The organism is Rhodanobacter sp. KK11, assembly GCF_033345435.1.
GTDB lineage: Bacteria > Pseudomonadota > Gammaproteobacteria > Xanthomonadales > Rhodanobacteraceae > Rhodanobacter.
The window spans coordinates 748,364-760,269 of sequence record NZ_JAWPMI010000001.1 but is presented as its reverse complement, the minus strand read 5'-3'; the positions used below and the strand labels follow the sequence as shown (position 1 = coordinate 760,269).

Sequence of the window (11,906 nt, the reverse complement as noted above, 5' to 3'; positions counted from 1 at the left end):
CTGCGCATGGCACGCGCTGCGCATACAATACGCACATGACCGCCGTGCAGCCCTCCACTCTCACCGGGCACTTCCTGATCGCCATGCCGAACCTGGCCGATCCGCCGTTCTCGCGTGGCGTGGCGCTGCTGTGCCAGCACGACGAGGACGGCGCGGTCGGCCTGCTGGTGAACCAGCTGTCCGAATACCGCTTCGGCGACGTGCTGGCGCAGATGAAACTGGAATGCCAGGACAGCGAGCTGGCCGACGCCCCGGTGCTGATCGGCGGCCCGGTGCAGCAGGAACGCGGCTTCGTGCTGCATCGCGAGCCCGGCGACTGGGACTCCAGCTACCGCGTCAACGACTGCTGGTCGGTCACCACCTCGCGCGACATCCTGGTGGCAATGGCCGCCGGCGAAGGTCCGCGCCAGGCGATCATGGTGCTCGGCTACGCCGGCTGGGACGCCGGTCAGCTGGAACAGGAACTGATGGCGAACGCCTGGCTCACCGCCGAAGCCTGCGACCGGGTGGTGTTCGACACACCGCTGGAGGAACGCTGGAGCGCCGCCGCCGGACTGGTCGGGGTCGACCCGCGCCAGTTGTCCGGTTATGCGGGCCACGCATGAGCTGCGTGTTCGGCTTCGACGTCGGCAGCCGGCTCACCGGCGTGGCTATCGGCAACACCCTCACCGCCAGCGCCCGCGTGCTGGCCACCCTCACCGTGCGCGACGACGGCAATCCGGACTGGCAACGCCTCGACACGCTGCGCCGGGAGTGGCAACCCGACACCCTGGTGGTCGGCCTGCCGCTGACCCTGGACGGTGCCGAGCAGCCCGCCAGCCGCCGCGCCCGCCGCTTCGCCGCGCAACTGCAGCAGCGCTACGGCCTGCCGGTCGTGCTGGTCGACGAACGACACAGCTCGCAGGAAGCCGCCCAGCGCTTCGCCGCCGCCCGCGCGGCGGGGCTCAAGCGCCGCCGCGACGCCGCCGACATCGACGCCGAAGCGGCCGCAGTCATCCTCGAGCGCTGGCTCGCCAGCGCCGCTGCGCCGCCGGACGCTCTCCCGAACCGCTGAACGGACGCCTCCTTTCCATTCCCAGACCCGCCGCCATGAGCCCTCGCCTGCGTCACCTGACCACCCTGGAAAACCTGCCGCGCGAAACCATCGAGCGTCTGCTCGACCGCGCCGAGGCCCTGCGCGACGCCTGCGCCCACGGCACCCGCAAGCTCGACGTGCTGGCCGGACGCACCGTGCTCAACCTGTTCTTCGAACCGTCCACGCGCACCCGCACCTCGTTCGAACTGGCCGCCCGCCGGCTCGGCGCCGACGTGATCAACTTCAATATCGCGCTGTCCTCCACCAGCAAGGGCGAGGAACTGTTCGACACCCTGCACACGCTCGAAGCGATGCATCTGGACGCGATCATCGTGCGCCACAAGCAGTCGGGCACGCCCGACGAACTGGTGCGCCACGCGATGAGCGGCGTGTCGGTGATCAACGCAGGCGACGGCAACCGGGCGCACCCCACGCAAGGCCTGCTGGATGTGCTGACAGTCCGCCAGCACCGCCCGGACTTCGGGAACCTCAGCGTGCTCATCTGCGGCGACATCAAGCATTCGCGGGTGGCCCGCTCGGACATCAACGCGTTCACCGCGCTGGGCGTGAAGGAAATCCGCCTGTGCGGGCCGGCCGAGCTGATGCCGCCGGCGGGCGAGGCGCCGCAGATCCGTCGCTACGGCAACTTCGACGAGGCGATCGAGGGCGTCGACGCAGTGATCATGCTGCGCCTGCAGAAAGAACGCATGGCCAGCATCGAACTGCCGGACGAGGCGGCCTATTTCGCCCACTACGGACTGGACCGCCGACGGCTGGCGCTGGCCGCCCCCGGCTGCCTGGTGATGCACCCGGGTCCGATCAACCGCGGCATCGAGATCGCCTCGGACGTGGCCGACGGCGCGCAGTCGCGCATCCTCGAACAGGTCGGCAACGGCGTGTTCGTGCGCATGGCCGTGCTCGACGAAGTGCTGGCCCGCTGAACAAGCGGGCATAATGGCCCGCGCACCATCCATCATTTCTGGGGATCAACATGCGATCGACGACGCGGTACATCGCGCTGGGTTTCGCCGGCGTCATGCTGGCGGCCTGCGGGCACAAGGACAAGGACGCCCCTCTGGCTTTCGTGCCGGCGGACACGCCGTACGTGGTGGCCAACCTCGACATCATGGACGACGCCACCCGCGGCGCCCTGCTCGCCCAGGCCGATGCGCAGCTGCCGTCCCAACTGGCCCAGCTCGACGCCAGCGCCGAGCGGCTGGCCCGGAAGGACCCCGATGGCGCCCGCCTGCTGCGTGCGCTGCGCGCCGAATTCGACGGCAAGACCATCGAGAGCTTCGCCCAGGGCGCCGGCCTGAACCTCAAGGGCTACTCCGCGTTCTACGGCCTGGGCCTGGCCCCGGTGCTGCGCTTCGAGCTGAGCGACCCGGGCGCGTTCGAGGGCTTCGTCGGCCGGCTGGAAACCGCCTACGGCAAGAAGCTCGACGTCGCCCGCGTGGACAAGCAGGACTACCGCAAGTATGCGTTCCCTGCCTCGGGCACCGAGATGGTGCTGGCCACGGTCGGCAAGCAGGCCGTGGCCGCGCTGCTGCCGGCGGATGTCTCGCCGGCGTTGCTGCGCCAGGCGCTGGGCCTGGACCGGCCGCAGAAGAGCCTGCAGGACGACGGCCGCCTCACCGCACTGGCCAAGGCCAAGGGCTACCGGAAATGGCTGGTCGGCGAACTGGACCTGACCCGCGCGCTGCCGCTGGCGATCAGCGGCAAGGACCCGCTGGTCGGTGCGATCCAGAAGGCCCACGCCGAGGCCATCGCGGCGAGGACCGGCGAGCCGGTCGCCACCCAGTTGCAGACTTCGCCCAGTTGCACCACCGATGCCGCCCGCATCGCCGCGCGGGTCCCCTCGGTGAGCTTCGGCTACACCCGGCTCGACGCGAAACACCAGGACGTGCGTTTCGACGTGGCGCTGGCCGACGACATCAGCAAAGCGTTCGCCGGGCTCAAGGTGGAGCTGCCTGGGCTGGGCAGCGCCGGCACCGCCCCGTTCGACCTGAGCCTGGCTTTGCCGGTCTCCAGTCTGCGCACGTTCTGGCTGGCCCAGGCCGAGGCTGTGGCCGCCAAGCCGTTCAGCTGTCCCTCGCTGACCGACCTCAACGACAGTTTCGCCAAGCTCGGCCCGGCCATGCAGAAGGCGGCGATCCCGCCGTTCGGTGACATGCTCGGCCTGCGCATCGTGCTGGACTCGCTGGTGCCGGGCAAGGATTCCGCCCTGCCGACGTTCAGCGGGCGCCTGGTGCTGGGCACCAGCAACCCTGACGGCCTGCTCGCGATGGGCCAGATGATGGTGCCCGCCCTGGCCCAGCTGAAGCCTGCCCATGACGGCAAACCGCTGCCGCTGCCGAAAGACATGGTCGGCATACTGGGCCAGCCGGCATGGCTGGCCATGGGCGAGAAGGCACTCGCGCTCGGCGTCGGCGCCGGCGAAGACGCCCGCCTCGGCGACACGCTGAAGGATCCGCCCGGCGACGCCGGCCGGATGGGGCGCATGCACATCAGCGGCGCCATGTACCTCAGCTGGCTGCAGTTGATGGAACAGAAGATCGACAGCCTGGCCGCCGCCACCGCGACGATCGGCAAGAGCAACGAGCCGTCGATCGACGACAACGGCGACGATGCCGCCGGAGCCGCCGCCGAGCTGGCCCGTTCCAAGGCCCAGTTCGCCGCCATGAAGTCCCAGGCCGAACGCGTCGACAGCATCGACGCCGAGATGCACGTGGACGAGCACGGCATGGTGATCAGCAGCCAGACCGCGCTGAAGTAGGCGCCTTCCCTTGTTTCACGCATGCGAAAAAGGCGCCTCGCGGCGCCTTTTTCGTTTCCGGTGCACTGCTTGACGCTCAGCGGTTCAGGAAGTTGCCGCCGAAGTTCTGCGCGTCGCCGGTTTCTTCCAGCTCGACGCCGTCCAGGCCCTGCGACAGGGTATGCGCATCGCCGCCCTGCGCCAGCTTGATGCGCAGGCGCACCTCGTTGGCGCTGTCGGCGTAACGCAAAGCGTCCTCGTAGCTGATCTCGCCGGCGTGGTACAGCTCGACCAGGCTCTGGTCGAAGGTCTTCATGCCGAGCAGGGTGGATTCCTTCATCACTTCCTTCAGCTTGTGGATCTCGCCCTGGCGGATGTAGTCCTGCACCAGCGGCGTGCCCAGCAGGATCTCCACCGCCACCCGGCGCGCCTTGCCGTCCGGGGTGGGAATCAGCATCTGCGCCACGATGCCCTTCAGGTTCAGCGACAGGTCCATCAGCAGCTGCTGGCGGCGGTCTTCCGGGAAGAAGTGCAGGATGCGGTCCATCGCCTGGTTCGCGTTGTTCGCGTGCAGCGTGCACAGCACCAGGTGGCCGGTTTCGGCGAAGGCGATCGCGTGGTCCATGCCCTCGCGGGTGCGGATCTCGCCGATCATGATCACGTCCGGTGCCTGGCGCAGGGTGTTCTTCAGCGCGTTGTCCCAGCTGTCGGTGTCGATGCCGACCTCACGTTGGGTGATGATGCAGCCCTCGTGCTTGTGCACGTACTCGATCGGGTCCTCGATGGTGATGATGTGGCCGGTCGAGTTCTGGTTGCGGTAGCCGATCATCGCCGCCAGCGAGGTCGACTTGCCCGAGCCGGTGGCGCCGACGAAAACGATGATGCCGCGCTTGGTCATCGCCAGCTGCTTGATCACCGGCGGCAGGGTCAGCTCCTCGATGGAGGGGATCTTCGACTCGATCCGGCGCAGCACCATGCCCACGCAGTTGCGCTGGTAGAAGCACGACACGCGGAAGCGGCCCACGCCCTGGGCGGAGATCGCAAACTGGCACTCGTGAGTCTTCTCGAATTCCTCGCGCTGGCCCGGCGTCATCACGTTGAGCACCATGTCACGTGCCTGCTGCACGCTGAGGGGGCTTTGCGTGATCGGCACGATGCGCCCCTGCACCTTCATCGATGGCGCCACGCCCGCCGTGATGAACAGGTCCGATGCCTTCTTGTGCACCATCAGTTTCAGGAACGAGGTGAAATCGAAGTCGCTCATGGGTTGGATCCTCCCGCAACGGGGAACGGAGAATGGAGGGCGGGGAACACGTGGTTTGGGGAAACACCGGGGCGCGAGCCGGGCATCATGCCGGAGCCATGGATGTCGATCCGCCGCGGACCGGACGATCCGCTTTCCTCATTTTCCGCGTTCCGCCTCACCTGAAGCCGTCCTTGTTCTTGGCGTAGCCCTGCGCCTGCTGACGCGTCACCAGGCCGCGCTTAACCAGATCCTGCAGGCACTGGTCCAGCGTCTGCATGCCGAACTGCTGGCCGGTCTGGATCGACGAGTACATCTGCGCCACCTTGTCCTCGCGGATCAGGTTGCGGATGGCCGGGATGCCGACCATGATCTCGTGCGCCGCGATGCGCCCGCCGCCGACCTTCTTCAGCAGCGACTGCGAGATCACCGCACGCAGGCTTTCGGACAGCATCGAGCGCACCATCGGCTTCTCGCCGGCAGGGAACACGTCGATGATGCGGTCGATGGTCTTGGCCGCCGAGCTGGTATGCACGGTGGCGAACACCAGGTGGCCGGTTTCCGCGGCGGTCAGCGCCAGGCGGATGGTTTCCAGGTCGCGCAACTCGCCGACCAGGATGTAGTCCGGGTCCTCGCGCAGCGCCGAGCGCAGCGCCTCGTTGAAGCCGTGCGTGTCGCGGTGCACCTCGCGCTGGTTCACCAGGCACTTCTGCGAGGTGTGCACGAACTCGATCGGGTCCTCGATCGTGAGCATGTGCCCGTATTCGTTCTTGTTGATGTGGTCGACCATCGCCGCCAGCGTGGTCGACTTGCCCGAGCCGGTCGGGCCGGTCACCAGGATCAGGCCCTGCGGCTGCTCGATCAGTTCCTTGAAGATGCGCGGTGCGCCGAGATCCTCCAGCGTCAGCACCTCGGACGGAATGGTACGGAACACCGCACCGGCGCCGCGATTCTGGGTGAACGCGTTGACGCGGAAGCGTGCCAGCCCGGGAATCTCGAACGAGAAGTCGGTTTCGTAAAACTCTTCGTAATCGCGCCGCTGCTTGTCCGACATGATGTCGTAGATCAGCGAGTGCACCTGCTTGTGCTCGAGCGCGGGAATGTTGATCCGGCGGACGTCGCCATCGACGCGGATCATCGGCGGCAGCCCGGCGGACAAGTGCAAGTCCGAGGCCTTGTTCTTCACCGAGAAGGCAAGCAGTTCGGCAATGTCCATGAAGTCGTTTCCCCTCAACCGATCGTCTGGATGGCATGAATTCGTGGGCCACTTCGGGGCCGGATGACATCCGCAGGCGTGGTGCGCCGCAACGCATGGCATTCAGCGCCACGACGCCACCTGGACGAACTACCCGAATCCCCTCTTGCAGCCGCGTCGATACTACTCGCGCAACCGGCTGTGCGGCCAGTCTTTCCGCCGCCGGCGCGCAAACTGTCGACCCGGTTTGCGCACCCGGTCGAAAAATCGTCACCCGGCCATCATCACGGCATCCATGGCGGCCGGCCGCCGGCAAAATCCGTCGCGATCGCGCCGGCTCCGGTAAGGTACGCGGTCAGGACGGACGAGGAACCCTGCATGACACGACTTGCCTTCATCGGCGGCGGCAACATGGCGCGCAGCCTGATCGGCGGCCTGCTGAAAACCGGCGTGGCGCCGGCCACCCTCAGCGTGGCCGAGCCGCTGGCCGAGGCGCGCCAGGCGCTCGGCCGCGAATTCGGCGTCGCCTGCTACGCCGAGAACCGACTGGCCGTGGCGGACGCCGAGGTCATCCTGTTGGCGGTCAAGCCGCAGGTGATGCCGGCGATCCACGCCGATCTGCGCGACACCCTGCAGCGCAACCGGCCGCTGCTGATCTCGATCGCCGCCGGCGTGCGGCTGGATCAGCTGGAACGCTGGTTCGGCAGCGGCCTGCCGATCGTGCGCTGCATGCCGAACACGCCGGCGCTGATCGGCGCCGGCGCCACCGGCCTGTGCGCAAACAGCCGGGTCAGCGCGGCGCAGAAGGCGCAGGCGCAGCACATCCTCGACGCCGCCGGGATCACCCGCTGGATCGACGACGAGGCACTGATGGACACCGTCACCGCGCTGTCCGGTTCCGGCCCGGCCTATTTCTTCGCCCTGGTCGAGGCACTGGAAGCCGCTGCCGTGGCGCAGGGCCTGCCGCGCGAGACCGCCCGCGCGCTCGCCGCACAGACCTGCTTTGGCGCCGGCCGCATGCTGGTCGAAGGCGGCGAGGACCCGGCGCTGCTGCGCCGGCGCGTCACCTCGCCCAACGGCACCACCCAGGCCGCGCTGGAAAGCTTCGCCGCCGACGGCCTGCCGCACATCGTCGCCCACGCCGTGGCCGCCGCCACCCGCCGCGGCGCGGAACTTGCCGCCGAACTGGACAAACTGCCGTGAGTTACCTGTTGAATGCGCTGTCCATGCTGATCGACCTGGCGTTCGACGCCGTGGTCGTGCTGCTGTTGCTGCGCGTGGCCGCCGAGGCCTGCCGCGCCGACTTCCACAACCCGCTGAGCCAGTTCGTCTACCGCACCACCAACCCGGTGCTGGCGCCGATCCGCCGCGCGCTGCCGAACTGGCGCCGGATCAACCTGGCCGCCCTGCTGCTGGCGTGGCTGGCGATGCTGCTCAAGCGCCTGCTGCTGTTCGCCCTGCTCGGCGCGATGCCGCACCCGCTCGGCCTGGTCGTGCTGGCGCTGGCCGAACTGCTCGACTTCGTGCTGCTGTTCTACCTGGTGCTGATCTTCGGCTGGTCGCTGCTGAGCATGTTCGCGGTGGACCGCCGCCACCCGCTGCTGCAGCTCGCCGGCAGCATCGTCGCCCCGCTGCTGCGCCCGCTGCGCGACCGGCTGGTCGTCGGCCAGATCGACTTTGCGCCGATGGCGGTGATGATCGCGCTGCTGCTCGCCCGCCTGCTGATCGCCGCCCCGCTGATTGACCTCGGTGCCCGACTGGCCATGGGCGCCTGAGTTTTCTCTCTCTCGTAGTGGGCGCTTGATCATTCGTGAAGCAAAAGCCTTGAAGCAAAAGCTTTCGTCCTCCTTCGGAGGGCGAGTCACTTTCTCTCGCTTGCCCGAGAGAAAGTAACTCGGACGCTGGAGGCGCACGAAAGCTCTTGCCTCTGATGCTCTTCGCTCTGAGCGTAGCAAGAGCATCGCGCACAAGGTGCGCTCCTACAACATCGAGGAAGCAAAAAAACTCAGCGCAGCGCCCACTCCGCGATGATTCGATGGATCTCGTCCAGCCCGTCGAACAGCGCGGCCGGCCCCGGCTGCAAGATGATCGGCGACTTGATCTCGTGCAGGTCGCCATGGCGTACCGCGGGAATCGCGTCCCAGCCCGGTCGCGCCGCCACTTTCTCGGCGCGAAAACGCTTGCCGCACCACGAGCCGAGGATGATGTCCGGTGCGCGCCGCACCACCTCGTCGCCATTCGGCAGGATGCGCTGCCTGGCCAGCGGCTCGCGGGCCAGTTCGGGGAAGCAGTCGTCGCCGCCGGCGATGCCGACGATCTCGGCGACCCAGCGGATGCCGGTGATGATCGGCTCGTCCCACTCCTCGAAATACACCTTCGGCCGCCGCGGCAGTTGCGCGGCGGCAGCGCGCACGTCGGCAATGTGCCGCTCGGCGCGCTGCGCGTAGGCCTCGGCTTTTTCGTGCGCGCCGACCATCGCGCCGAGGCGGCGGATGTAGGCGAGGATGCCGTCCACGCTGCGATGGTTGCTGATCCACACCTCGACGCCGGCCTTGACCAGCTCGCGCGCGATGTCGGCCTGGATGTCGGAGAAGCCGATCGCCAGGTCGGGTGCAAGTTTCAGGATCTCGCCGATCTTCGCGCTGGTGAACGCCGAGACTTTCGGCTTCTCCCTGCGCGCGCGCGGCGGACGCACGGTGAAGCCGGAGATGCCGACGATGCGCCGCTCCTCGCCAAGCGCGTACAGCACTTCGGTCGGCTCCTCGGTGAGGCAGACGATGCGCTGCGGAAAGTGGTCCGGCCGGGTGGCGCCGGGCCTGACGTGGCCGGCCACCCGCTAGCTCCCCAGCACGGTCACCGTGACCTTGCGCTGGTGCGGGTCGAGGCGGTGTTCCCACAGGTAGATGCCCTGCCAGGTACCCAGCATCAGCTTGCCGCCATGTACCGGCACGCCGAGGCTGACCCCGGTGAGGATCGAGCGGACGTGCGCCGGCATGTCGTCCGGGCCCTCCGCGTCGTGCCGGAAGATCGCGTCGCCGTCCGGCACGGCGCGGGCGAACCAGCGTTCGAGGTCGTCGCGCACGGCGGGATCCGCGTTCTCGCCGATCAGCAGCGAACAGCTGGTGTGCGCGGTGAACACCTGCGCGATGCCGGTCTGCACGTGGCTGGCCGCCACGGCGTCGCCGACCTGCACGGTGATCTCGCTGAAGCCGCGCCCGCGCGTGTGCACGGTGAAGCCGCCCTGGGCCACGTGCCCGGCGGGCAGCGGCCGGGTCATGGGTAGAGCATCCGGCTGGTCCAGGTCTGGCCGTGGCGGTCCCAGCGCATCCGCTCGTGCATGCGGAACTCGGCGCCGTACCAGAACTCGACCATGTCCGGCTCCACCACGAAACCGCCCCAGTGCGGCGGCCGGGTCACCTCGCGGCCGTCGAACTGCTGCTCGTAGCGCGCCACCCGCTGCTCGAAGCTGTCACGATCGGGCAGCGTCTGCGACTGCAGCGAGGCCCATGCGCCGATCTGGCTGCCGCGCGGGCGAGTGGCGAAGTAAGCATCCGATTCCTCCGCCTGCAGCTTGCGCGCCACACCCTCCACGCGCACCTGCACGCCCTGGCGCAGCTGTTTCCAGTGGAAGCACAACGCCACCTGCGGGTGCGCCTCGAGCTGGCCGCCCTTGTCGCTCTGGTAATTGGTGTGGAAACGGAAGCCGCGCTCGTCGGCGCCTTTCAGCAGCACGATGCGCGAGGCAACCCGGCCGGAGGCGTCCACGGTGGCCAGGTTCATCGCGGTCGGCTCGCGCTCGCCACTGGCCACGGCTTCCTCCAGCAGGCGCCGGAAGGTGTCTAGAATCTCGGGTTTGAGCATGGTGTCTGAAACTTTCCTTTTGCATCATGGCCGACACGCGCCATCATGGCGCGGGTGAACCTGACCGATAATAGTGCAATGCCCCATCCCTCCAGTACCAAGCCGGCCCGGATGGCGACGCCATCCTCCGCCATGCCCCGTGAAGGCGGCAGCGACGCGCCCGCCGGCAGCATGCTCCGCCAGCACAGTCTGCCGGTGGCGAAAATCCCCCCCGGAACCACGGTAACCCGCGGATGACGCCCCACGCCGACCTGCAGAACGAGGCCCTCGCCGGCCACCTGCTCGACCAGTACGCCGGGCGCATCGCCCGCTCGCGCCGCCCGTACATCATTGGCCTGTCCGGCCTGCAGGGCAGCGGCAAGAGCACCCTGGCGCGGGTGATGAAGGCGCAGGCCGAGGCCCGCGGCTGGCCCACCGAGGTGCTTTCGCTGGACGACTTCTACTACGCCCGCAGCGACCGCGAGGCACTGGCGCGCGACGTGCACCCGCTGTTGCGCAGCCGCGGCGTGCCGGGCACGCACGAGATCGAGTTGCTGATGTCGGTGCTGGCCGCTCTGCCGCACGCCTCGGACAAGCTGCCGGTATCGCACCCACGCTTCGACAAGGGCCGCGACACCCGCTTTCCGCCGTCGCGCTGGCCGCGCACCACGCGGCCGCCGAAGCTGGTGATCGTGGAAGGCTGGGCGCTGGGCATCCGGCCGCAGTTGCAGGCCGCGCTGGCCCGGCCGGTCAACGAACTGGAGCGCACCGAAGACCCGGACGGCAGCTGGCGGCACTGGGTCAACAAGCAGTTGCGCGGCTACCAGCCGCTTTGGCGCAAGTTCGATGCGCTGATCGTGCTGCAGGCGCCGAGCTGGGAGATCGTGCGCCGCTGGCGCGGCGAGCAGGAGCAGGAACTGCTGGCGCGGCATGCGCCGCTGGCGATGGACGCGCGTGCGATGGAACGGTTCCTGGCGCACTTCGAGCGACTCAGCCGGCACGCCCTGGCCACGTTGCCGGCGCTGGCCGACACCTGCGTGGAGTACGACGACGACCGCCACGTGACCGGGCTCAGCCACGGCTGAGCCGGGCGCCGGCGAAGCGTGCATTGCCTCGGCTCCGCCGGCGCGGGGCGCTCAGTCGACGATGAAGTTGACCTTCATGTTGACGCGCCACTCGGTGACCGTGCCGTCGTCCTTGGTCACCGCCTTGATCTCGTTGACCCAGGCGCTCTTGATGTTCTTCACCGACTCGGCGGCCTTCTTCAGGCCGTGCTGCACGGCGTCTTCCAGGCCTTTGCTGGACGAGGCATTGATTTCGATGACCTTGGCTACCGACATGGCGTCAATCTCCGCTGGAATCGTGCAAGCGGCACGCGGCGCTCCCCCGCCCCGAAACCCGAGTGTGTTCCGCAGCCGTCCGCGGGGGCAAGCCGCACCGCAAAATCACCTCACGTTGACGCTTCCACCTGCACCGCCGTGCCGTAGGCCAGCACCTCGGTGACGCCCTGGGCCACCTCGTTGGCGTCGTAGCGCATCGCCACCACGCCGTTCGCGCCCATCGCGGCGGCGTGTCGCAGCATCAACTCGAATGCCTCCCCGCGCGCCTTCTCGCACAGCTCGGTGTAGATCGTAATGTTGCCGCCGACGATGGTCTGCAGCGCCGCGCCGAGATTGCCGACCACGCTGCGCGAACGCACGGTGATGCCGCGCACGATGCGGCAGCCGGGAATCTCGTTGGTGGCGCTGACCTGGTGATGCGGAACGCTGTTGGCCATGGCGGTTCTCCTGCGGTGGAT

Annotated in this window: 14 protein-coding genes; 7 read left to right on the top strand and 7 right to left on the bottom strand. The window is 68.3% G+C overall.

Annotated elements, in window-relative coordinates:
- The first annotated feature begins 35 nt into the window (after positions 1 to 35).
- The 4 genes from R5H19_RS03265 to R5H19_RS03250 are packed head-to-tail and all read left to right on the top strand — an operon-like array spanning position 36 to position 3,851.
- The gene (locus R5H19_RS03265; protein ID WP_318157539.1) at positions 36 to 605 is read left to right on the top strand and encodes a YqgE/AlgH family protein; all 570 of its coding nucleotides are present in this window, start codon (positions 36 to 38) and stop codon (positions 603 to 605) included.
- Positions 602 to 1,054 carry a Holliday junction resolvase RuvX gene (gene ruvX, locus R5H19_RS03260; protein ID WP_318157537.1) on the top strand — a complete coding sequence of 151 codons (453 nt, stop codon included), beginning with the start codon at positions 602 to 604 and terminating at the stop codon, positions 1,052 to 1,054. Before R5H19_RS03265 ends, ruvX begins: the two co-directional genes overlap by 4 nt.
- Positions 1,055 to 1,089: 35 nt before the next feature.
- A complete protein-coding gene (locus R5H19_RS03255) occupies positions 1,090 to 2,016 on the top strand; it encodes an aspartate carbamoyltransferase catalytic subunit (RefSeq protein ID WP_318157536.1) in 927 nt (308 codons plus the stop codon).
- 50 nt (positions 2,017 to 2,066) lie between these two features.
- Entirely contained in the window at positions 2,067 to 3,851 is a 1,785-nt protein-coding gene (locus R5H19_RS03250; RefSeq protein ID WP_318157535.1) for a hypothetical protein, read from the top strand.
- Positions 3,852 to 3,927: 76 nt separating this feature from the next.
- Here R5H19_RS03250 and R5H19_RS03245 read toward each other — a convergent pair whose 3' ends face one another.
- Together R5H19_RS03245 and R5H19_RS03240 are read right to left on the bottom strand one after the other, a co-directional pair.
- Entirely contained in the window at positions 3,928 to 5,094 is a 1,167-nt protein-coding gene (locus tag R5H19_RS03245) for a PilT/PilU family type 4a pilus ATPase (RefSeq protein ID WP_318157534.1), read from the bottom strand.
- Between the two features lie 157 nt (positions 5,095 to 5,251).
- Positions 5,252 to 6,289 (bottom strand): type IV pilus twitching motility protein PilT, encoded by a 1,038-nt coding sequence (locus R5H19_RS03240; RefSeq protein ID WP_318157533.1) that lies wholly within the window; start codon positions 6,287 to 6,289, stop codon positions 5,252 to 5,254.
- A 357-nt stretch (positions 6,290 to 6,646) separates the two neighbouring features.
- Between R5H19_RS03240 and proC the strand changes: the two genes are divergently transcribed.
- Positions 6,647 to 7,471 (top strand): pyrroline-5-carboxylate reductase, encoded by an 825-nt coding sequence (gene proC / locus R5H19_RS03235; protein WP_318157532.1) that lies wholly within the window; start codon positions 6,647 to 6,649, stop codon positions 7,469 to 7,471.
- Entirely contained in the window at positions 7,468 to 8,043 is a 576-nt protein-coding gene (locus R5H19_RS03230) for a YggT family protein (RefSeq protein WP_318157531.1), read from the top strand. Before proC ends, R5H19_RS03230 begins: the two co-directional genes overlap by 4 nt.
- 230 nt (positions 8,044 to 8,273) lie before the next feature.
- Here the strand turns inward: R5H19_RS03230 and R5H19_RS03225 are convergent, their stop codons facing one another.
- Genes R5H19_RS03225 through pdxH form a run of 3 tightly spaced genes read right to left on the bottom strand, consistent with a single transcriptional unit; the run spans position 8,274 to position 10,129 of the window.
- Complete coding sequence (locus R5H19_RS03225) at positions 8,274 to 9,101, bottom strand: cobalamin-binding protein (RefSeq protein WP_318157530.1); 828 nt, start codon at positions 9,099 to 9,101, stop codon at positions 8,274 to 8,276.
- Between the two features lie 3 nt (positions 9,102 to 9,104).
- Positions 9,105 to 9,545 carry a secondary thiamine-phosphate synthase enzyme YjbQ gene (locus R5H19_RS03220; protein WP_318157529.1) on the bottom strand — a complete coding sequence of 147 codons (441 nt, stop codon included), beginning with the start codon at positions 9,543 to 9,545 and terminating at the stop codon, positions 9,105 to 9,107.
- Entirely contained in the window at positions 9,542 to 10,129 is a 588-nt protein-coding gene (pdxH, locus tag R5H19_RS03215; protein ID WP_318157528.1) for a pyridoxamine 5'-phosphate oxidase, read from the bottom strand. Before pdxH ends, R5H19_RS03220 begins: the two co-directional genes overlap by 4 nt.
- A 233-nt stretch (positions 10,130 to 10,362) precedes the next feature.
- Here pdxH and R5H19_RS03210 point away from each other — a divergent pair, with 233 nt between their 5' ends.
- Positions 10,363 to 11,193, top strand: coding sequence for a kinase (locus R5H19_RS03210; protein WP_318157527.1), 831 nt, complete (start codon positions 10,363 to 10,365; stop codon positions 11,191 to 11,193).
- Positions 11,194 to 11,244: 51 nt separating this feature from the next.
- Here the strand turns inward: R5H19_RS03210 and R5H19_RS03205 are convergent, their stop codons facing one another.
- The gene (locus R5H19_RS03205; RefSeq protein ID WP_318157526.1) at positions 11,245 to 11,448 is read right to left on the bottom strand and encodes a dodecin family protein; all 204 of its coding nucleotides are present in this window, start codon (positions 11,446 to 11,448) and stop codon (positions 11,245 to 11,247) included.
- 110 nt (positions 11,449 to 11,558) lie between these two features.
- Entirely contained in the window at positions 11,559 to 11,885 is a 327-nt protein-coding gene (locus R5H19_RS03200; protein ID WP_318157525.1) for a YbjQ family protein, read from the bottom strand.
- Positions 11,886 to 11,906: the final 21 nt, after the last annotated feature.

Bases quoted from the DNA above. Each gene is read 5' to 3' on its own strand.
- R5H19_RS03265 (WP_318157539.1), top strand. From the start codon at position 36: ATGACCGCCGTGCAGCCCTCCACTCTCACCGGGCACTTCCTGATCGCC.
- ruvX (WP_318157537.1), top strand. From the start codon at position 602: ATGAGCTGCGTGTTCGGCTTCGACGTCGGCAGCCGGCTCACCGGCGTG.
- R5H19_RS03255 (WP_318157536.1), top strand. From the start codon at position 1,090: ATGAGCCCTCGCCTGCGTCACCTGACCACCCTGGAAAACCTGCCGCGC.
- R5H19_RS03250 (WP_318157535.1), top strand. From the start codon at position 2,067: ATGCGATCGACGACGCGGTACATCGCGCTGGGTTTCGCCGGCGTCATG.
- R5H19_RS03245 (WP_318157534.1), bottom strand. From the start codon at position 5,094: ATGAGCGACTTCGATTTCACCTCGTTCCTGAAACTGATGGTGCACAAG.
- R5H19_RS03240 (WP_318157533.1), bottom strand. From the start codon at position 6,289: ATGGACATTGCCGAACTGCTTGCCTTCTCGGTGAAGAACAAGGCCTCG.
- proC (WP_318157532.1), top strand. From the start codon at position 6,647: ATGACACGACTTGCCTTCATCGGCGGCGGCAACATGGCGCGCAGCCTG.
- R5H19_RS03220 (WP_318157529.1), bottom strand. From the start codon at position 9,545: ATGACCCGGCCGCTGCCCGCCGGGCACGTGGCCCAGGGCGGCTTCACC.
- pdxH (WP_318157528.1), bottom strand. From the start codon at position 10,129: ATGCTCAAACCCGAGATTCTAGACACCTTCCGGCGCCTGCTGGAGGAA.
- R5H19_RS03210 (WP_318157527.1), top strand. From the start codon at position 10,363: ATGACGCCCCACGCCGACCTGCAGAACGAGGCCCTCGCCGGCCACCTG.
- R5H19_RS03205 (WP_318157526.1), bottom strand. From the start codon at position 11,448: ATGTCGGTAGCCAAGGTCATCGAAATCAATGCCTCGTCCAGCAAAGGC.
- R5H19_RS03200 (WP_318157525.1), bottom strand. From the start codon at position 11,885: ATGGCCAACAGCGTTCCGCATCACCAGGTCAGCGCCACCAACGAGATT.